The sequence below is a fragment of the Chryseobacterium sp. GW821-FHT04C04 genome (genome assembly GCF_059420365.1).
The window spans coordinates 261,847-282,626 of record NZ_JBWKTO010000004.1 but is presented as its reverse complement, the minus strand read 5'-3'; the positions used below and the strand labels follow the sequence as shown (position 1 = coordinate 282,626).

Annotated in this window: 13 protein-coding genes and 1 tRNA gene; 6 read left to right on the top strand and 8 right to left on the bottom strand. The window is 32.1% G+C overall.

Annotation, left to right across the window (positions count from 1 at the left end; all coding sequences use genetic code 11):
- Positions 1–169: 169 nt before the first annotated feature.
- The gene (locus AC07UM_RS14665; protein ID WP_494683856.1) at positions 170–1,513 is read left to right on the top strand and encodes a sigma-54-dependent transcriptional regulator; all 1,344 of its coding nucleotides are present in this window, start codon (positions 170–172) and stop codon (positions 1,511–1,513) included.
- Positions 1,514–2,830, top strand: coding sequence for a sensor histidine kinase (locus tag AC07UM_RS14660; protein WP_494683855.1), 1,317 nt, complete (start codon positions 1,514–1,516; stop codon positions 2,828–2,830).
- Positions 2,831–3,203: 373 nt separating this feature from the next.
- Here the strand turns inward: AC07UM_RS14660 and AC07UM_RS14655 are convergent, their stop codons facing one another.
- The 5 genes from AC07UM_RS14655 to AC07UM_RS14635 all read right to left on the bottom strand — a co-directional run bounded on the left by AC07UM_RS14655 (position 3,204) and on the right by AC07UM_RS14635 (position 10,310).
- Positions 3,204–4,838: a hypothetical protein gene (locus AC07UM_RS14655; protein WP_494683854.1), complete on the bottom strand. Its 1,635-nt coding sequence runs from the start codon at positions 4,836–4,838 to the stop codon at positions 3,204–3,206.
- A gap of 12 nt (positions 4,839–4,850) precedes the next feature.
- Positions 4,851–6,119, bottom strand: a complete 1,269-nt coding sequence (locus AC07UM_RS14650) for a hypothetical protein (protein WP_494683853.1) — start codon at positions 6,117–6,119, stop codon at positions 4,851–4,853.
- A 9-nt stretch (positions 6,120–6,128) separates the two neighbouring features.
- Positions 6,129–6,275 carry a hypothetical protein gene (locus AC07UM_RS14645; RefSeq protein ID WP_494683852.1) on the bottom strand — a complete coding sequence of 49 codons (147 nt, stop codon included), beginning with the start codon at positions 6,273–6,275 and terminating at the stop codon, positions 6,129–6,131.
- Positions 6,276–6,430: 155 nt separating this feature from the next.
- Positions 6,431–8,503, bottom strand: a complete 2,073-nt coding sequence (locus AC07UM_RS14640) for a UvrD-helicase domain-containing protein (RefSeq protein WP_494683851.1) — start codon at positions 8,501–8,503, stop codon at positions 6,431–6,433.
- On the bottom strand, positions 8,493–10,310 hold the full coding sequence (locus tag AC07UM_RS14635; RefSeq protein ID WP_494683850.1) for an ATP-dependent nuclease: 1,818 nt from the start codon (positions 10,308–10,310) through the stop codon (positions 8,493–8,495). Before AC07UM_RS14635 ends, AC07UM_RS14640 begins: the two co-directional genes overlap by 11 nt.
- Before the next feature lie 346 nt (positions 10,311–10,656).
- On the opposite strand from AC07UM_RS14635, the gene AC07UM_RS14630 reads away from it, so the two are divergent.
- From AC07UM_RS14630 to AC07UM_RS14620, 3 genes are all read left to right on the top strand, one after another.
- Complete coding sequence (locus tag AC07UM_RS14630; RefSeq protein ID WP_494683849.1) at positions 10,657–14,388, top strand: nSTAND3 domain-containing NTPase; 3,732 nt, start codon at positions 10,657–10,659, stop codon at positions 14,386–14,388.
- 39 nt (positions 14,389–14,427) lie between these two features.
- Complete coding sequence (locus tag AC07UM_RS14625) at positions 14,428–14,907, top strand: hypothetical protein (protein WP_494683848.1); 480 nt, start codon at positions 14,428–14,430, stop codon at positions 14,905–14,907.
- Positions 14,908–15,092: 185 nt separating this feature from the next.
- Positions 15,093–16,685: a recombinase family protein gene (locus tag AC07UM_RS14620; protein WP_494683847.1), complete on the top strand. Its 1,593-nt coding sequence runs from the start codon at positions 15,093–15,095 to the stop codon at positions 16,683–16,685.
- A gap of 169 nt (positions 16,686–16,854) precedes the next feature.
- Here AC07UM_RS14620 and AC07UM_RS14615 read toward each other — a convergent pair.
- Positions 16,855–16,926: transfer RNA gene (locus tag AC07UM_RS14615), tRNA-Arg, on the bottom strand.
- 282 nt (positions 16,927–17,208) lie between these two features.
- On the opposite strand from AC07UM_RS14615, the gene AC07UM_RS14610 reads away from it, so the two are divergent.
- Positions 17,209–18,303 carry an alpha/beta hydrolase gene (locus AC07UM_RS14610; protein ID WP_494683846.1) on the top strand — a complete coding sequence of 365 codons (1,095 nt, stop codon included), beginning with the start codon at positions 17,209–17,211 and terminating at the stop codon, positions 18,301–18,303.
- Positions 18,304–18,492: 189 nt separating this feature from the next.
- Here AC07UM_RS14610 and AC07UM_RS14605 read toward each other — a convergent pair whose 3' ends face one another.
- A complete protein-coding gene (locus AC07UM_RS14605; protein WP_494683845.1) occupies positions 18,493–20,253 on the bottom strand; it encodes a TonB-dependent receptor in 1,761 nt (586 codons plus the stop codon).
- 35 nt (positions 20,254–20,288) lie between these two features.
- Positions 20,289–20,780: a hypothetical protein gene (locus tag AC07UM_RS14600; protein WP_494683844.1), complete on the bottom strand. Its 492-nt coding sequence runs from the start codon at positions 20,778–20,780 to the stop codon at positions 20,289–20,291.

Genomic DNA, 20,780 nt, shown 5'->3' with positions numbered 1-20,780 from the left:
GTGAACAAAAATAATTTTATTCATTTCAGGACTGTTCATTATCGGACACTTTTTGTGCGAAAACGGACACGATAATTATAAATAATAAATTATAATTGATAAATAGTTATTAGTTAACTGATAAAATTGTCAGAGTGATCCTAATCAAAGCCTTAATTTACATTCAAAAATGCGAAAAAAAGAAGCTCATATTTTAATTGTTGATGATGACGAGGATATTTTATTTTCGGCAAGAGTCTGGCTCAAGAAATTTTTCACGGAGGTCAGCTGTCTCAGCCAGCCGAAGAATATTCTGAAGTTCTTGGCCGAGCAGCAAATCGATGCCGTTCTTTTGGATATGAATTTCCGAAAAGGATTTGAAAACGGACGAGACGGACTGTATTGGATGCAGGAAATCAGAACCTTAGAACCTCAACTCCCTATCATTCTCATGACAGCATATGGTGAAGTAGAATTGGCTGTTGAAGCCCTTAAAAACGGTGCATCAGATTTTATTTTAAAACCCTGGAATAATGAAAAATTATATGCTTCCGTCAATCTGGCCGTTGATATTTCACGAAAGAATAAAAAACTGAATCAGTGGGAAAATGTAAGCATCAAAACCAGTCAATATCAGTTGGATACAAAATCTGCTGCAATGCAGGCCGTGATGGATCAAATTACAAAAGTTGCTGCCACTGATGCTAATGTTCTGCTTTTAGGAGAAAATGGAACCGGAAAATATGTTTTGGCGGAACATATTCACGAATTGTCAGAAAGAAAAAACCAGCCTTTTGTACACATTGATTTAGGAAGTCTTTCGGAAAATCTTTTTGAAGCGGAATTATTCGGCTATAAAAAAGGAGCTTTTACCGATGCCCATCAAGATTACTCCGGAAAGATCGAAAATGCCCAAAATGGAACCGTATTTCTGGATGAAATAGGAAATCTTCCGTCCCACCTTCAGACCAAATTATTAAGTCTTATCCAAAATCGAAAATTATCAAGACTTGGCGAAAATAAAGAACGATTATTAGACATAAGATTTATTTTTGCGACTAACGAAAATCTCAAAAAAGCGGTGTCCGAAAACCGTTTTAGGAAAGATCTTTATTACAGAATCAACACTGTAGAATTGCAGATCCCAAATCTTAGAGATAGATTGGAAGATATTCCAACTCTGGGAACCTATTTCCTGGAAAAATACAAGCAGAAATATCATAAAACAGAGCTTTCCCTTAACGAAACATTACTTGAGGAATTGGTAAATTATTCCTGGCCGGGAAATATCCGTGAATTGGATCATTGCATTGAAAGAAGCTTAATTCTTTCTAACGATAAAAACCTTAAATTACTCATGCCACAGGACGAAGAAAGTGATAATCCAATAATCAACCTGAATATCGAGAAAATGGAAGAAATTCTCATCAAAAAAGCGTTGAAAAAGCATAAAGGAAATATTTCTCTCGCCGCCGAAGATCTCGGATTGTCCAGAGCCGCACTTTACCGAAGAATGGAAAAATTTGAATTGTAAATGAAAAAACAGCAGCTTATCTGGTTAGTTTTTATCTTGCTGGCAGTCGTTAGCGGGATTTTTGCATTTGATTTTTATTCACAAAATAAGTGGATCAATTTCGGTTTATTTACAATCATTGCTATTGCGTGTATTATTTTAGCCCAACTTTCAGCCTTATCATTTATTCAGAAAACTGAAAAAATAGTGTTGGCAATTCAGAAAAAAGACTTTTCTCTTTTCCCAAAAACAGAGGAAAACAGTTTGTTTGACAATGCCGTAAAACTTTATTACCAAAGCAAAGAAGAACACCTCTCATACTCTTCCTATAAGCTTCTGTATGAAGAAATTTTGAGTCAATTGGAAATTGGATTGATGATTCTTTCCGAAAAAAATAATAAATGGGAAGTGTTTTATGTAAATCCCGTTTTTTTGGAAATTCTGCAAATTCCGAAATACAATTCATGGGAATTATATGAATCTAAAACGCCCAATTTTTATAAGATTATTGAACAGGCGAATTACGAAAACTCTCAGGAATTCTTTGATATTTCGATCAATGAAAATGTGAAACAGTCGTATTCTCTGAGAACAAAAAAAGTACAGAATGTTAAAAATCGTTTCTGTATCATCAGTCTGGAATCTGTTCAAAGAATTATCGAACAGAAAGAAAAGCACGCATGGAACAATCTGATGAAGGTAATTTCTCATGAACTTCTGAATACGCTGACGCCAGTCAACAGTTTAATTCAGAATCTGGAATACATTGCCAATCAAGATGTTGTTGAAAAAGAAGATCAACAGGAAATGAAGGAAAGCTTAACGATTATTAGTTCAAAATCAAAACAATTACTGAATTTCGTAGACGATTACCGGCAAGTTGCCGAATTACCAAAACCCGTTTTTACAACCATTTCTTTAACTCAAATTGTAAAATCTGCCCTGAATTTTCTAAAACCTGAATTTGAGAAAAACAATATTACAATCATCAATTCATTAGAAGACCAAACGATTTCGGCAGATCAGAAAATGATTGAAAGATGTTTAATAAATCTTTATATAAACGCCATCTATGCTGTTGCAGACAATTCTGAAAAGATCATCAAAACAGAGATTAAAATTCTTAATAAAAGAATCGTTCTAAGCGTTGAAGACAATGGAATCGGAGTTTCAAACGAAATTAAAGATAAAATTTTCCTTCCTTTTTTTACAACCAGGGTCAGCGGCTCCGGAATAGGTTTAACGCTCAGCAAAAGCATTATCGAAGCACACAAAGGGTATTTAAATTACAGACCCTTGGAAAAAGGAAGCTTATTTGAAATGTGGTTCCTGGAATAATAACTTGGCATTAAAGTATATGATTATCTTTATGTTTGAGATGATTATTGTGATAGAACAAAGGCTAATGAATAATTTCAGAGATTATTTTAGTTATCACATTTACCTTGACCCATTATAAAAGCAACAACTTAAAAACAAAACAACCCACTGTAAAACAGCAGGTTGTTCATTTTGTATTGTGACCTCAGCGGTACATTTTTCGAAAAATTTTGTAGAGGATCTGAATAAACTTGCAGAACTTTCGACAATAATCTATAATAAAAAATAAGGTAGTATAATAATTAATTTTATTACGATAGTATAATCAAAAAATTCTTTAATATATCTGCTTTCAAACAATTTACCGATTTAACAATGTATCTCTGTGTCTTTAAAACTCATCAGATAATTCTTCAGAATCTAAATCAAAAGTCTGAAAATAAATTGGTAGATTAAAATTATCTCTCAAATGACTTATATATTTTATTGCATCTTCGGTATCTCCTAGCTTCTGCGATACAATTACTAACTTACTGGCATTAATGTTATCAACCCAACATGAATACTCCAGAAGTTGACCTAATGCCTCTCTGATAGAAGTTCGAGAAGAATTGTAGGACTTTATTTCATAAAACACATACTGGTCACTTATTTTAACAACCATATCAATTTTGTTATTTCCATAGCCTGCAGGTAATTCGTCCTGAACATTTTCAACGCCATATATTTTTATTAATGAAGATTTCAACCTTTTGCTTATCGCCTTATGAACATACTGAACCTCGATAGGTTTAGCGACTCTTTCATAAGTAATAGTTTCTATTTTTTCATTATCAGCCTCATCATCTAAAATCTCATCATTGATATTTAGGAAAGGAAACTCAAATCCTTTTGCTATTAGCTCTGGGGTTAGATCCTCTGTAAACTTTCCAAAGGTATACCGAGATAAGCTTTGCACTTTACTATTCTTAGGAAGCTCAAAATAGTCAGCATTAAACCGAAGTTTTTCCGGCAGAAATCTGATATTAAAAAGATCGACACCCTCCCAGTTAGAAAATCCGTCTGAATTTGCACCGCTTTCACGAATTTGCTTTTGCATTTCGGCGTGCCAATGTCTATAAATATATATTTGTTTAATTTCTTCAGCCTCCTCAACACTCAATACTTCAATATCATCTATTTCGCCTATCCAATAACGTTTTTTAGAATCATTATCTATGGCATAAAGCCAAACATTATACTGATTATTAATAAATGCTTTTTGTTGCTTCCTTATAGGTTCTAAGAAACCGTAATGATAACCATCAATCAGCTTACTAGTGTCAAAAAGCCATTCTTCGTGACCATAGCCATATTTGCCTTCATGGGTATCTTTATTTTTACTTTTCCCTAAAGGACCTGAAGGCTTTACCCAGCCATTAGTATTCCAGGTTAATCTTGCAAACCTCTTTTCAATAGCAATATCTCCAAATGTAACTTTTTCATACAGCTCAATCAGACCATCAAAGCATTTAATAATTTCCTCAATATCATCTATGTCGATCTGATCATGTCCTTTACGGAAAAATTTTCCAATAAAAATAAAATTACCTGGCTCTGACATCACATCGTCTATCGGTCTAACATCATTGAAAAAATCCTCCAAATCAACCGGAGAATAATACCACATTGAGAAATCATCAAAAAAATCAGGATCACTTAGAATAAAATTATTTAGCCTCTCTATTTTGATGGAAAATTCTGCTTCCGAATCCGAAACATTTCTATCTTCTTGAAGAGAAAATGCCAAGCCATATCTGAAAACTGTTTGATCTTGAATAAAATCATCAGCAATATTAAATTGAAATTCTGTTCTGCCTCCTGAATGATATGCATAATCACTTTTAATAGTTCTTGCAGAAAATATCTGCCATGTATTAGGTCTACTTTTTAATCTTTTATACCTAATTTTCTGAAGATTGGACAATGGAGTACCAAGTTCAGAGGTCAATTCATTGATTTTTGTTGCAATTTCATATATGGTCATAGCTAGTTTTATTTAATCGGTAAATTCGTCCTGAATTATTTTTCTCTCATCTTGATAATCTGCCCATGACATATCGTAATGCATCATCAAATCCCAAATGATAGTGTTAGTGATTTTGTGAAAAAATTCAAATATTCCAAGTATTTTGCTATTACTTAAAAGATCTTCTATTCTCTTCCCGTTATGTATGATTTCTGTTCTTAACTCTTTAGAATAGTAAATAAAATCTTTCGACAATCTGTGGTAATCGCTTTTATCCTTGGCAATGTATGCTATTATTTTTCCTTTGATATCTTTAAAGGCTTTGTATCCATAAGGGTCACCGATAAATTCTAGAAGTGTCATTATTTGTATAAATTTGATACTTTGATTATCGGATTCGGCTATTGCTGTGTTTAATTTAAGTGCGTATTTACAAAATTTTCCAACCTCTCCCAATTCATCATCATCATATAAAAAAATAGGTAGGTGATTAATCTGGAAACCACTATGAATGTCTGGCCCAATCCCTTTTATAAAAGTTTTTATTTCTACCTCACGGGATTGCACAAAACCTATATCATAAATTGGAAAATACACCAATGCTGTTGAATATCTATCATCCCAGATACCAGCTTTCGCTGGAAGAAATTCTGGCACAGTATAGTTGCACTCAAAAAACCTGATTAAATCAAGGGCTGATTCAGCTCTCTCGCTATATTTTTTAATAAGTTCAACATCATCTCCTTGTTGCATAGCAAAATAATCTTCAATTGTAATAGAATCACGAAAAACAACAACCGCATTTTGTGTAAAAGCTGTTTCGTCAATCTCAGTCAACGAGGTAATAAATGCTCTACTGTTAGGCAAGAACTTAGATAAATTATTTAAATCCACTTTTTCCGGAATTTGCATATTTAAATTTTTAACAGGAAACTCACCTAACGGAAATATGCACAAATTTTTACTGTAAATTGGATGGTCTATTTTTAGACGGGATAAAGGCAAGATTATAATTTGTTCATTATTAAGATCCTGCACAAAGTTAAATTCTTCATTTTCTTGATAACATTTTATATTCATCCATGGAAATGCGATTTCAAAATCACTAAACGTTTCCTCTTCTCCTTCTTTAATTTTAAAAGTGAGCCCATCCCCTTCAGGAAAAGAACTGATCCAGTATCCTTTTTGTCTTAATTCCGAAATTCCAGCCTCTAAATGCGATTGGGGATAAACATATTTTCCAGCCCAAATCAGATTCCCGTTGTAATTTTGAAAAGATAATTTTAGAAGAGCTTTCATAAAAAAAACTTATACATTAAAGTGGTTGGTTTTATCATTCAGATAAATGGTTTCAAAGTTGTAATGATCAAAAACTTTCCCTCCATCTACTGCGAATATATTTTTCAAAGTTGTATTATCATAAATATAATGTATTTTGTATTTCAAATTTTTCATCTCTAAAAGTATTCTTACTAATGTCTTTTCTTTTAGGGAAGATAGGTTATCTTGACACTAATTAATTATATAATTATTGCACCCGATTATATTGTAAAGTTCATTTTTATTATTAGTTTACTTGATCAGTAACACTGTAATGATTATTTTTTAAATTAACCACTAACTGAAACTATATTCCAGCCAGACTCCGCAAACTTGTCTAGATTATCTTCTACCTTTTCTTTGCGAACTGCAAAACAAAGAAGATCCGTTGGTCTTGAGAAACCGACATACATCATTTTTAAAGCTTCATTTGACCTTGCCTTTTTCATATCTGAAAAATCCTGTTCCTGAAAAAATAACGGATTCTTACCTATAAAATCTGGTCGATTTCTAGTTCCTTTGACGAAAACATTCAACTTATCGATTTCACTAGTATAATATTCGGTTTCAATATACATTGTTGCACAATGAGTCTGCCCCTTTACTGAATGAATAGATCCTAACTTAACTGAAATATCATTATCTTCCCTAACCTCATTATGTTCAACTAACTCAGTAATATTGAAATGGAATTCTTTATTAATAAATGCTCCAGAATTTGTAATCCTGAAATCTGGAATTAAATCACTCAACTCATTAATAATAAAATTGGAGTAATCAATAAAGACCGTTTCATAATTCTTTTCAACGACTACTGAGTGGCACCAACCATACAATCTAATTTTAAAAGACTCATAGTATTCATCTCCTTTGCTTTTAAGCATTTGTATAAAGGTAGATTTACGAAATTTCTTTGAAGGATTTCCTGTCACATTAATATTCTCAATTCTGAGAATCCTAATAATTCCGTTCAAAATTGATTTTCGAATTGACTCAAAGGTTTGCTTACTATGATCAAATAAAAATAAATACTTTCTCAAACAATCAAAATCTTCTTTTTTCTGCCTACTTTCACGAGAATATTCTGGAAATAATTTTCTCAAATGCCATCTTTCAGAACCTTCTTCCTTTTCTGTCGTCCAAGCAATTATATGAAATCCTCTCTCAACGTTTTTGGAATCTTTTTCTAGACCGTAATGCTTTATCAAGTTTATAAACTTTTCTTTTAGTATATCTGCTTCCGATTCATCTTTATACACCAAAAGATGAGGAGCAATAGCATTATGGTTGGAACATCCTACCACTTTATAACCCTCATTTCGATTTAAAACAAACCCATCAACTAGTGAACCAATTATTGGAGTCAATCTATGAGAATTATTTAAACTTAAGTCTTCATTAAATCTTTCCGGATCAATCTCATTCCTAGTTTTCCAAACCTCTTCACTATGCAAAGACGTGCTTGAATAAATTCCCTGATTACGATCGCCAATTCTCTGAATTATTGTCTCAGAGGTATCTGTGAAGAAAATATCTTCTATTAATTGGGCCTGATCAAAATCAAGATCTTGCATTTCATCTATGAAAACATATTTAAACCTATGTTGTAATATAGCCTTAAGCTCGCTTGAACTACCTTGATTAAGATATCTTTTTGAAATATCAAAACTGTCCTTGTATGAAAGAATTCCTTGAGATAAAAGGCCTAATTTCCAACTCTCCAGCTCAAGATAATAATTTATATTAACACCAGAATATATTAGTTTTGACGTATTCCCGATTTTAATTTTTCTACTCTCCAAGTCATATGAACAGTTCTTTAGAAAATCTAAAATATTATTTTCTTTTTCTCTCGACGAACCTGTAAAACCTCTATTAACTATACCAAAAAGCTTATTTTTGAGATTAGGAGGTTGTATACCTTTCCCCGAATAAACAAGGCTTCTAAAAAAAACTTCAACCTCATAAAAATACATTTCGTCATCATTTTTACGTATATAACTACCATAAAGTTCGAAACATGCCTGATTGGCAACAAATTTATTAACAAAACTCTGAACAGTTCCCACAAAGTTAGGATAAGAAAATAGCTGTGGACATAAGGGCTTTAAGACCTTTTCGATTTCTTCAATAGCATGGTTTGTATGCGAAAGGACCAATACACCTTGATTTTTATCCAAAGGCATTTGTTTTGCCAAACAAAATAATTTTGCTAATAAAGCCGTAGTCTTGCCGCTGCCTGGAACTGCCAATAAATCGACAGTATCCATATTATTAATAAACTTTTTCCTCTCATTATCAAACTCTTCTCCATCTATGAAAATTTCTTCTGCTCTTCTAAGGTCTAAGGGATCAATTCTCATAATCATGTACATGTTTTATAGCATTCACTAAGTATGATAAATAGTTATCTTCAGCAATTTGCTCAGTTGTAATAGTAATATCGTTTTCCAATAATTCGGTAAAAACATTCATAACCGCAACTTTATCAATTGGCGAGGTTCCCTCACCTTTAGATAATTTCTTTATAAATTTTCTTTCAAATGAATCTTTAAAATTGCCATCTTCTGTTTTAAAATCTTCTGTTTTGCTATGAACTCGTGATACCGCCTCCTTAAAGATATTCGACAGGCAAGATTTGTATAAACACCATTCAAGCGTCCATTGTAGAGCTATATTTAATTTTACATCAGTAGACTTCAATTCACGTTTTAATGCATTTACATTGCAGAATTTATTTTTAAATGTTTGATTTTCTCTGAGTAAAGATTTAAAAACTCCAAATTCATCTGGTCTGTTATCAAAGTCAGTGATTATGGAAACAGGAACATTCATTTTTTCGCCATCTTCCCTTAAAAATATTTTGGCAAAATGAAGATATGCGGTGGAAGCAACATTAATAATCGATATTTCTTTTTTTGTTAAATCCATACCTAATTTAATAGCCAATGTAGGAAGAAGTATTTCTTCAGACCAGCCTTCCACAATAATATTGCCCTTAGAAAAGAAAAGATTACTTTTAGTCACATCTAGAAAACGCTCTAAATATTTGTAGTCTTTTCTATCCAACTTTGTATTACCCTCACCTAGTGGAAAAACCTTATTATTTTTGCATACAATAATTTCTCGTAAATCTGCCTGAGAAGTAATGTTAGGACTATGGCTTGTCAATATGTACTGTATTCCCTCCTCCCTCTTTAATCGATTAATAATTTTTAGCTGAGCCTGCGGATGCAGATGAGCTTCCAACTCTTCGATCATACAAAGCTTTAAACCATTCCAGTCTGATTTTCGAAGATGTAATAATTCAGCTGCCATAAATAAACGGTTCATTGTACCAAGTCCTAAGTTTTTGGCATCAATAATACCAAGTGACAACTTCTCAAGGATATTATTGATTCTAGTAGGTCCTAAATCAAATACAGATTTTGAACTCTCATCTATAAAAGAACCTATAAAATCATCAACCACTTTTTTTATATTCGCATGATATGCCTGGCCCTCATCTTTAAATTTATCTCTAATCTGATCGCTTGTTCCTTCAAAAAGTTCCTCAAATTCGTGTAGCCCATTCTCCTGTTTAATTTTAAATTCTTTGTGTTCTTTCAAAATCTGGGATAACCTAGAATTCTTTTTAGCTGCCAACTCATTATCTGCATCTCTCAAAGCCTTTAGATAAGTACATTTAAGATAATCTTTTGCTTCAGCAGTTAGGATATTTCCAACACCATCCATTCCTGCTTTAACATCAGCCGGAAGTATACGTCCATCTTTATATCCCGCTTGATATATCAAAATTAATTTTGGTCTCCGGAAAGTCTCATCTCTTCCTTCAACATTAATTACTTCATCGTGAGTCCCACACCACTCCGTAAAATTAGACGCCTCAGCATTAGTGATTCCTGAAAATTCTAACTCGATCCTTAAAATCGACGAAATCTGGTTTCCAATACTGAAAAAATCACTTTCTTCAACTTTTATCCATTCGTATGCATGTGTTTTAAGAACGAGCTTGATCGCATCAATTATCGCTGACTTACCTGAGTCATTTTCCCCAATTAAAATATTCATTCCCTTATTAAAAGGTACTGTTAAATGTGGAGCATTAAGATCAAAATCTGGACTTCCATATTTTCTGAAGTTCCAAACTTTTAGAGCAGATATATACATTATGAATTTTTATGGTTATTCTGAAAAATTACGAAAATAAAATAGAACATAATTTATTTTGTTAAAAAAAATCATTTATTCGTGAATTCCACTATATGGAATCACATAATTATCAAATGCGTAGGTGTAAATGATTGATTTATAAATTTTAATAGATTTTAGTTTTTAATAAAAAATCTGATTTTATAACTATAATAGGCTTCATTAAATTAATCAGGAAAATCAATTCAATCATTGTATTTATTATCTAACAATCTATGATTATTATGTTACTTTAAAGGGGAAAATTTATCAAGTGATTAATAAAAATTGCTAAATTGACAATCATATTTCAACCAAAAACCTAATGAGTAGGCTACAGTCCATCGAGAATGCATTAAAAGAAATCAACGAAACAGTTTTTCAGGAACTGTGTGATAGTTTTCTTCTGAGAAAAAATCCAAAATATAGAGCTTTTTCCAGAACAGGAAGCCAGCACGGTAAACAAAAAACAATCAAAGGGACCCCCGATACATTAATACTTCTCCCAAACGAAAAATATCTTTTTGTAGAATATTCCACAAATATTTCAGAAGGAGTCAACAAATTGATAAAAGATATTTCGAATTGTATCGATCATTCCAAAACTACAATTAGTTCTGAAAAAATAGAAGAAATTATTTTATGTGTAAACTTTAAACTGAAGACTAATGAAATTGAAAAGTTACACAAAGTTCTTGAACACACAAATATCAACCTTACGATCAACACTTTAGATTCCTTAGCCATGGAACTCCACTTGCAGCATAGAGATCTGGCTAGCCACTACCTTGGTATTACTTTAGATACCGGGCAGATCGTATCAATGGATGTATTCATAAATGAATACAATAAAGCTTCTAAAAGTATTGCAACTTCTTTAGATAACCCATTCTTACATCGAGAATCAGAGCTGTATACACTGAAAACCGATATATTAAGGCATGACTTTATTATTTTAACTGGAGCTCCGGGCGTTGGTAAAACGAAATTAGTTTTAGAATGCATCAAGAATTTTGTTACTGAAAATAAGTCATATCAGTCTTTCTGTATTTCTTATAAGCATCATTCATTATTAGACGATTTAAATCAATACTTTAATGATGATAAAGATTACATACTTTTTGTAGATGATGCAAACCGAATGGATGCTTTTAACCAAATTTTAGGCTTTAATAAAGGAATAAGAAATGGAAATTTAAAAATTATTTGCACAGTTCGCGATTACGCTTATGAAAGTCTTAAACTTTTATGTACTGACTTTTTACCTCACAAATTACATCTACAAAAATTAAGTGATGAACAAATCACAGATATTATTAAAACTGAACCTTTTAATATTACGAACCACGATTATTTATACACTATCGTTAACATTGCTAATGGAAACCCAAGAATTGCAATAATGGCAACACAGTTGGCAATTGCTAAGAAAGATATTAATGTGTTAAATGATATTTCTGGGTTGTTTGAAATGTATTTTAGCACGTTTATAAAAGACAATGGAGAGTTCTCGAATGATTTCAACATTAAATGTTTAGGTCTAATAGCCTTTTTTCACACAATTCCTTTTCATGATAGAGAAATAACAGAATCAATCCTCAACCATTTTGATATTGGTTATTCAGATTTTTTTCATGCCATAGAAAAACTTGACAGATTAGAACTCGTCGAAATCCAACATAATCATGTCAAAATAGGTGAACAAAATCTAGCAATTTATTTTTTTTATAGAACATTTATCAAAGACAAGCTATTATCTTTTGATATTCTGGTTGACAACTACTTTGAATCTCATCAAAAAAGGTTTGATGAAAATGTAATATCTGCTAACAATATGTTTAATCATAGTCATATAAAGCAGAAATTGTATGATTCACTTGTAAAATACTGGAATAAAGTTAAAAACACTGAAGAGGAAAAAGCGATTAAATTTTTGTCCTCTTTTTGGTTTTATCTTCAAAATCAGACCCTTGAATTTATATACCTAACACTTCAACCTCTGCCAAATCCTGAACTGGATCAATATAATGTAAGCTACGAACCAAATGATTTTGTATACAATCAAAATAAAATAATAAAGCTTCTTGGTCATTTTTTTCGTAATACCGATTATCTCAAAGAATCTTTAGTATTAGGTTTTGAGTATGCTAAAAAGAAACCACAGCACCTTCCAGAGCTTATTCACAAAATAGTAGAGGTAATAGGTTTCGATAGAGAGGACGAATCAAGGGATTTTTTAAGACAGAATATTCTTTTTGAACTCCTGATTGAAAAATTACAAAAAAATGAAACCATTTTTGCTGCAGCATTTTTTGAGTTGTCAAAAACATTCTTAAAAATTGAGTTTACATCTCACGGATTTCATAAGGATATTGTTACAACTCGTATCTATCGTACACCTAATGATAAAAAAATACAAGACCTTAGAGAAAAGATCTGGATTACATTTAATCAATATTTCAGTCGCTATCCTAAGCAGGCCTTAAGCTTACTATTAAACTTTGGAGAGCCTTATCCAGGGATTTCAAAGGAATTAATGACTTTTGATATGCCCTTTGTCCTTCAAATTATTGAGCAACATTTGCAATCAGAATCATTTGTCGATTGTAGGTATGTTCAAAATCAAATCAGATTATGGAAAAAACATAAAATCAAGAATGATGCATTCAGTAGACTATTGAATAAATATACTAATGACATTTACACAGCATATCTAAAATTAGACTGGGACAGAATTAGAGACAAAGAAAGATATGATTACGAGGATTATCGCGAATATGATCGATTAAAAGAAAAAGAAATTCGATCTTCATTTGTATTTTGTAATGTATCAGAAGCAACTAAGTTTTATACTACTTTCAAATATTTAAAAGATCAAGCAGCAAATGACTACGAATATAATAAATCTTTGGATTTTGTGGTTGATGAAAACTACAAACATAATAAAGAGCTCGGCCTTGCTGTTTTAAAGGAAATTATTAAAGACGATAACTCAGTAGGCTACATACCAATAAATATTTTTCAAAATAATCTTAAAAATGAAAAAGAGAGCGTTTCCCTTTGGAGTATAATAACCGAAGAGAAATATCAACATCAAGCATCTTGGGAAGTATCTTACTTCTATTATTTAGATGATTCATTAATTAACCATTCCTATATTAAAAGACTTATTGATAGTATTAGAAAGATAAGTGAAAGAACTTACATCTACTTTGAATACTTGCACAAGTTTTTGAGAATAGACTCTACAATTTTCCATAAACTCATTAACATTATAGCAGAAAAAGACGAGTTAGAAAACATCAAAATTATAGTTCAAACAAACTTTCTTGAAGAAAGTCTGGAGTTAATAAATAATGATTTAGAATTAGTCAAAAAGCTATTTATTCAGCAAAGTAAAATTCATCGTCTTTATGATTATAATGGTAAAATATTTTTGAACATACTGCAACAAGATACAAGCTTTCTTACGGATTACACTGACTACTTTTATAAAGATGATAATAACAAGAATTCAGGAAACAATAAAAAATTAAAGCTCATTTGGCAGATTAAAGATATTGAGTCCTCATTATCAAAGACCTTAGACCATTTCGCTTCTAAAGAAAGTTATCTTATTGCAGTTGGAACACATGATTGCAACGTGTTTTTTGAGAATATAGATATTCTGCATCGTGAAAGAGCAGCTACTTTTTTGAGAAAGTATTGTATTGATAATTATGAAAATCAGGATCGTATGAATCTGTTGATTAATATTGTCAGAAATTCATTCAAAGAATTATTTGAGCAAATAATCTTATTATTCCTAACCTTTACACAAGATGTAAAGTTATTTGAACAGATTTACTGGATAGGTAATGGAGGGACTGTAGTAAGAGGTGATGTCAGTTTTGGGGACATCAATGCTGCCGAATGGAGAAATATATTATCTATTGTGGGCAGGTCATCTCTAGGTATTTCTCTGCTTCCTATTAAACGTCTTATAAATGATAAAATCGGTCACTATCTTGAATACGCAGAGTGGGAAAGAAAAAAAAGTTTTTTGGGACAATATTAATACGGAAATGATTCTTGATAAGAATTATTACCTTTGATTATGGCTGATTTAATAAAAGAATTCTTAGTAAAAACGGTTGAGGAAATAATATTATTGGCACCTAAACCTTACTGGGCAGTTAATGAAAACAGTTCTTCTATAAAAGCTTCTGACTTACTTTCGGAAGAAGGTATTTTTAAAATACATTTTGTAAGAACCGAGGAACTGCTTAAAAATTCTAATTTTAGAGAGATAGATATGACATCGTTATTCCTTCCCGAGAATATTAAAAGTAATAATAATCAAAGAATATATAGAATCATACAACATTGGATCAGTAAAGAATATCTTGATCCGCCAAAAATACATTTCAACGCATTTGAGAAAAAAATTGAATTTGAGGACGGCCGTCATCGAGTTAAAACTTCTTCTTTATTAGGATATGAAGTAATTCCTGTTGCTATACATTTCGAAGATGTTGACGCTGTTGGAAATCTAATTAAACTATTCGACAATGATACTCTCAAACAGAGTCTATAAAACACTTTCATGAGTATCATTAAAAATTCTTGTTAGTTTCATTATTTGGTCTGTAGTGTATGGACGATGTATAAACACCTAACTTAAATGTTTTTAAATTAGATATTAATTACGTCACATTTATAAAAACAGCTTACTTATACGTCAGAGTAAGTACTGACGAACAGAAAAGAAAAGGTTACTCATTGCCTGATCAGGAAGATCGATTACTGAAATATTGTAAATATAACAATATTGAAGTCAAAGGAATTTATCGCGATGACTACTCTGCTAAAAATTTTAATAGGCCTAAATGGAAAGAATTATTCTCCGAAATTAAAAAGAAACCAATAGAAGATAAGAACATATTATTTATAAAATGGGATCGATTTAGTCGAAATATCGAATATGCTTATGAAATGATTGGAAAACTACGAAAATATAAAACGACACCAATGGCAATTGATCAATACATTGATTTATCTGTGCCAGAAAATATAATTTTGCAAGCTCTACATTTAGCTTTTCCAGAAGCAGAAAATACTCGGAGATCTCAAAATGTTTCAAATGGCATTCGTCGGGCAAAATTAATGGGACGATATCCTGATAATGCTCCAATAGGTTTCCTCAATGTAACATTAATGGATGGAAAAAAAACTATTGTTCCTAAAGAGCCTGAAGCCGAAATTATAAAATGGGCTTTCAATCAAGTTGCTATGAATGACCATAAAATATCTGAAATTAATAGAATAGCTAATGATAAAGGACTTATATGTTCAAGATCGTATTTTTTCAGAGTCTTGCGTAATCCAGTTTATTGTGGGCATATATTAATAAAGCATAACTCTAATGAAAATCAAATTATCCCGGGACTACATGAGCCCTTGATTTCAGAGTCATTATTTTATCAGGTACAGTCTGTGATTAATACAGAAAGAAAAATTACGGCTAAAAGAGATGATTTAAGAGCAATGTTTTTCCTTAGAGGCTTTTTGACTTGTCCTGTTTGTGGCCAAAAACTTACTGGGAGTTTTTCAAAAGGTAAGCGGAAAAGATATCCCTACTACCATTGCAATAGTGGTTGCAGTATTAGGATTGGCGCAGTTTTACTTAATGATTGTTATCAAAATAAACTTCAAGAATTAATACTATCAAATAGTTGTATTGAATTATTTAAGAAAATATTGGAAGATCAGAATATAAAGACTCAGAAGACAACTTATTTACACACTCAATACTTAGTAGAAAGAAAAATAAAAGAGGAGAATTTAACTCTTTCTAAAGGTAGAAAATTACTTATAGCCGGAATTTTAAAAATTGATGATTATAACGAATTAAAAAAAGAGAATCAAGTCAATACAAAAAACCTTAAAATGGAAAGCCGTAATATTTATAATAAATTAAAAGCTATTGATAACAATAATCAAATAAAGGATAAAGCATTAGTCAAAATTTTTCAAAATTTTTCAGAGTTTGATATTTCGGATAAAAAACATCTGGTGGATCTTATTCCTCCGATTGATATTGATTATAAAACAGGAAGTCTCTCTTTAGGTTTAAATCATGCATTCTCAAAAATATTCTCAAAAAAAAGCAACAAAAAAATATTGGAAAAAATAAATTTCACTGATAGAAATGTTTCAGTAGAACAAGCAATTATTATTTTGGCTAAAAATGAGATCTTGGTAAGCGATGATGAAACTAAAATTATATTAGAATTACTATATTTAATAGCAAAAAATCACAACAAATCAGAAGAAAGAAAAAGTTCAAACATTAAGGAGATTTCGAACACTTAATGATTGTAGATTACAAGCCCATTGTGGCACTTTTAGACTGTTTATTTCAAACAGGCCAAGTATTTTACGCTTAAAATGTCGAACACAAAAAGTCAGATTATAAGGATTTGATAAAGAGATATTTATGGCTATAAAAAAGAGACAACTAAAAAATAGTTGTCTCCTTAAGTGACCGCAGAAGGATTCGAACCCTCACTGTTGGAGCCGAAATCCAAAGTTCTATCCATTAAACTATGCAGCCGTGTTCATAAAACAATAAATAATGAGTCATCTCAAAATACCATTGTTATGATTTCGACTGCGAAAATACTGATTTTTTTACAATTTATAAAGCCTGCAAAAGTTTAATTACAAAATCATTGATAAGTAGATTATCTTTTTGCAACCCGATCAATGAGGAATATTATGAAGAAAAAGAGCAAACATTTAAAGTTCAGATGTTTAAAAAACAAAATATGTAACATTCAAAATAAACTTCAGACTCATATCATAAATATAAAGCACATTTCAAAGATCAAAAATTATGAGAATTAAAATATTATCAGCCTTTCTGTTTTTCTGGACAGCTGTATTTTTTGCACAGAATACCCCATCCAATGATGAGTATGCCAAAGCTAAAGAAATCATTAAGGATCTCGACTCCATTGTTTCCCCCAATGGGATTCAGGAAAGCTATCCTGTTACCATAGAAGGTATAAAACAGCAGGTATATGTAAGAGGACAGAATAAAGAAAATCCAATTATACTGTTTGTTCACGGAGGCCCTGCCTCTCCGGTAGCTCCGGTTATGTGGATGTTTCAGCGACCCATTGAAGAGTATTTTACGGTAGTTAATTATGACCAGAGAGCAGCAGGAAAAACCTACGCTACTAATGATACTGTTACTTTGGGGAAAACCATACATATTGACCAATATGTAAAAGATGTGATTCAGCTGACGGAATATATTCAGAAAAAATACAATAAGAAAAAAGTGATATTGATGGGCCACAGTTGGGGAACTATTGTTTCCATGAATGCTGCCTTAAAAAGACCAGATCTTTTCTATTCCTATGTTGGAATAGGTCAGATTATCAATACTAAAGATAATGAGCGTTTAAGCGTGGAATTTGCTTTAAAAGAAGCAACCCGTTTAAAAAATGAAACCGCCATAAAAGAATTGAAATCTATCGCACCCTATCCCGGAAATCAGCCGGTTACACGGGAGAGAATTATTATTGCAAGGAAATGGCCGCAATATTATGGTGGTTTAACGGCTTTCAGAAATAATTCAAGGTATTATTTCCAGGCACCTCTCCTCTTCTCAGAATATTCTGAAAAGGATCTTGATGCCCTTGGCGGCGGAAGTCTTTTTACATTGAAAAAACTTTTACCGGAGTTTTTAAACGTTGATTTCAAAACCGTAAAAAAATTTCCTATCCCGGTTTTTATGTTCATGGGACGTCATGATTTCACAACTCCTTCTGAACCCACAAATACATGGTTACAAAATGTAAAAGCTCCTGTAAAAAAAGGAATCTGGTTTGAAAATTCAGCACATTTAATTCCTTGGGAAGAACCCGGAAAAGTGCTGGTTACCTTATTAAATGATGTTTTACCAACTGTTAAAGACAAATAATGGTAATTAATAAATTACATGGCGGATGTATGTCTATTTACTTCTCTTAAAAATAGAAAAAGTATCCGGCAGAAGCTCTGCGCTGATAAAACATACCGTTTTCTGATCAGAATAAACTCACATCAACATCATAAAAAAACCTTACATCCTTAAATGTAAGGTTTCTGTTTTATTGAAATATTTTAAAGTTTAGAACGTAATTTTCACTCCTCCCAAAATCTGTGCACCCAGGACTTTATAGCCTTTGTAGGTCTGGTATTTTGAGCTTAGAAGGTTATTTCCGAGTGCAAAAACACTGAAGTTTTTGTGAATTTTATACTCTGCAGAAAGATTTAAATCAGCGTAACCCCCTACTTTATCGTTTGTATTCTCCGTAGACTGGTAGATTACCGGAGATCCTGCTCCTTCAATTGCAAAAGAGTTTGTCGTTCTGTCACTTGCAAAGATTCCTTTGAATCCTAACAATAACTTTTTGTCAAGCATTGTATATTTTGCCCCAATGCTCGCATTGAACAACGGAACGTTATAAATATTGTCGTAATTCTTAAGATCGTATTTTGTAAATCTTAATTCTCCGTCTAAAATCAGGTTTTCTAATGGGAAATACTGTACACTTCCTTTGATATCGCTTACATTTCCGTCATCATATACAGCAGAGAATGTATTGGCAAAGTTGTATGCAGAACGGTTAACAGAATTATTATCAAAAAGACCGTTAGCCTTAAAGAACATAATATCTCTCATCTTTCCGTACCCTGCAGAGAAGTCATATTTCAGCGTTTCATCGATATCCCCTCTTAATCCTACATAAAAATGATATTTCGTCTCTGTAGGCTTTAAAAACTGGTCAGAAAGGATGAATGGATTCGCCTGCAGCATATCTCCATACGCATTCAGTTTCAGACCTCCGTCTACCCCACCATAGAATTTGAATTCTTTAGCAGCCGCAAACTGGAATTCTGCCTGAGGAAACCAATACGCTTTATTATTTTTTTGCTGTTCCAGCTGATCGTTAGAATTTTTAGCATTCAGGAAAGAGAATGAAGATCCTAACATCAAATAAGAGTCTCCTTTTCTGAACGTTACTTTTGGAGTCAGGTTTGTATTGAAGAAATTGGAAGAATTTTTATCTCTGATCGCAAAATCAGTCTTCACAGCGTCCAATCCTACTCCCAGGTCAGCATTCAGATTGATTCCTGATTTTCCTAATTCAACAGCATGCTTGGAGAAATTAGCCAAAATGGAAACCTGGTTTTCCGAAGCATCAAAATGATCTTTCAGGAATGATGATTTTACCCTTACATCATTTAAGATTTCATTGGAGTAAAAATCATAGTACCCGTTTACTTTAAACTGATTCACCTTTTGCTTAAGATCAAGTTCACCGGTAGGCTGCATGGCATAGATCCCATAATAATTATAGTTGTCTAAACCATATTCAGCATTGATATTGAATTTTCCTTTTTCTCCGTAAGAGTTTAAGAAAGCTCCGATAGTCGCTGAAGTCTGCCCGGATTTCCAGTCATACTCTTTTTTAAGACCATTCGTAGAAAGTACATGAACATCCGCTCCTACTTCGAACTTATTTTCAAGGGTTTTGGATATGTTTCCATCCAATAATATTTTTCCGTAATTACCCATTCCAAACTGGAGGTAATTATTCTGGGCAGTTCCATCAAATTTTGGAGCTACGTCCTCTCCTTGAATGGTTGAAGTTTTGAAATCAGAAACAGCAGGAACATCTGTGATGGTGTATTTCACAGGAGTCTGCGATTTCTCTTCCGGTGGATAATTTTTGATAGTTTCCACAGAAGTCTTCTTCTTCTCGATCTTCTTCACTTCGGGTTCTCTTTTTTTGTTAAGAACCAGTTTTTCCTCCTTGATCTGGGAAAACGCCACCGACGAAACCCCTAAAAATAATATGGATAATATTTGAATTTTCTTGTTCATATTTTCTTTATTTGAAAAAAATATATACCGGGTTTTTATTTATTGGAAGCAATATAACTGCCTAATAAAGCTTTCCCTGACTGTTTTGAAAAAGTTTTCCCTAGTCTGAATATATTAAACAGCCAAAGGCTTTGATAAACTTGTAATTTGTATTGATAATTTTTCGTTGTACTGTTCTCAGCTACATTATAACTGTAAGCAATGTCGTACGGAAATCCCGAAGGCAGTAATCCGACTGTAAGCATACTTCCAATCATAGGATTTCCGCATGGAGGAGTACGCGTCAGCATCGGATGCAGGGTTATTTTAGCTGCATGGGTACTGTCTTCTACGATTTCATAAATATCAGAATGTTTTAAAATCTCAAATTCTTTCTTAAGCTCTTTATTTACTACAAAAGCCTTTTGTTTTGGAAACTCAGCTTTCGCATGGTTATACTCTTTAGGATATGCACTGTATGAAGGAATGCAACTCCAAAGAGAAGCAGAAATTAAAAAAGAATATAGGGCAATTTTAAAAACCTTCAT

What these genes read in the sequence shown, in the direction of transcription:
- AC07UM_RS14665 (WP_494683856.1), top strand. Translation starts at nt 170, where the DNA reads ATGCGAAAAAAAGAAGCTCATATTTTAATTGTTGATGATGACGAGGAT.
- AC07UM_RS14660 (WP_494683855.1), top strand. Translation starts at nt 1,514, where the DNA reads ATGAAAAAACAGCAGCTTATCTGGTTAGTTTTTATCTTGCTGGCAGTC.
- AC07UM_RS14655 (WP_494683854.1), bottom strand. Translation starts at nt 4,838, where the DNA reads ATGACCATATATGAAATTGCAACAAAAATCAATGAATTGACCTCTGAA.
- AC07UM_RS14650 (WP_494683853.1), bottom strand. Translation starts at nt 6,119, where the DNA reads ATGAAAGCTCTTCTAAAATTATCTTTTCAAAATTACAACGGGAATCTG.
- AC07UM_RS14645 (WP_494683852.1), bottom strand. Translation starts at nt 6,275, where the DNA reads ATGAAAAATTTGAAATACAAAATACATTATATTTATGATAATACAACT.
- AC07UM_RS14640 (WP_494683851.1), bottom strand. Translation starts at nt 8,503, where the DNA reads ATGAGAATTGATCCCTTAGACCTTAGAAGAGCAGAAGAAATTTTCATA.
- AC07UM_RS14635 (WP_494683850.1), bottom strand. Translation starts at nt 10,310, where the DNA reads ATGTATATATCTGCTCTAAAAGTTTGGAACTTCAGAAAATATGGAAGT.
- AC07UM_RS14630 (WP_494683849.1), top strand. Translation starts at nt 10,657, where the DNA reads ATGAGTAGGCTACAGTCCATCGAGAATGCATTAAAAGAAATCAACGAA.
- AC07UM_RS14625 (WP_494683848.1), top strand. Translation starts at nt 14,428, where the DNA reads ATGGCTGATTTAATAAAAGAATTCTTAGTAAAAACGGTTGAGGAAATA.
- AC07UM_RS14610 (WP_494683846.1), top strand. Translation starts at nt 17,209, where the DNA reads ATGAGAATTAAAATATTATCAGCCTTTCTGTTTTTCTGGACAGCTGTA.
- AC07UM_RS14605 (WP_494683845.1), bottom strand. Translation starts at nt 20,253, where the DNA reads ATGAACAAGAAAATTCAAATATTATCCATATTATTTTTAGGGGTTTCG.
- AC07UM_RS14600 (WP_494683844.1), bottom strand. Translation starts at nt 20,780, where the DNA reads ATGAAGGTTTTTAAAATTGCCCTATATTCTTTTTTAATTTCTGCTTCT.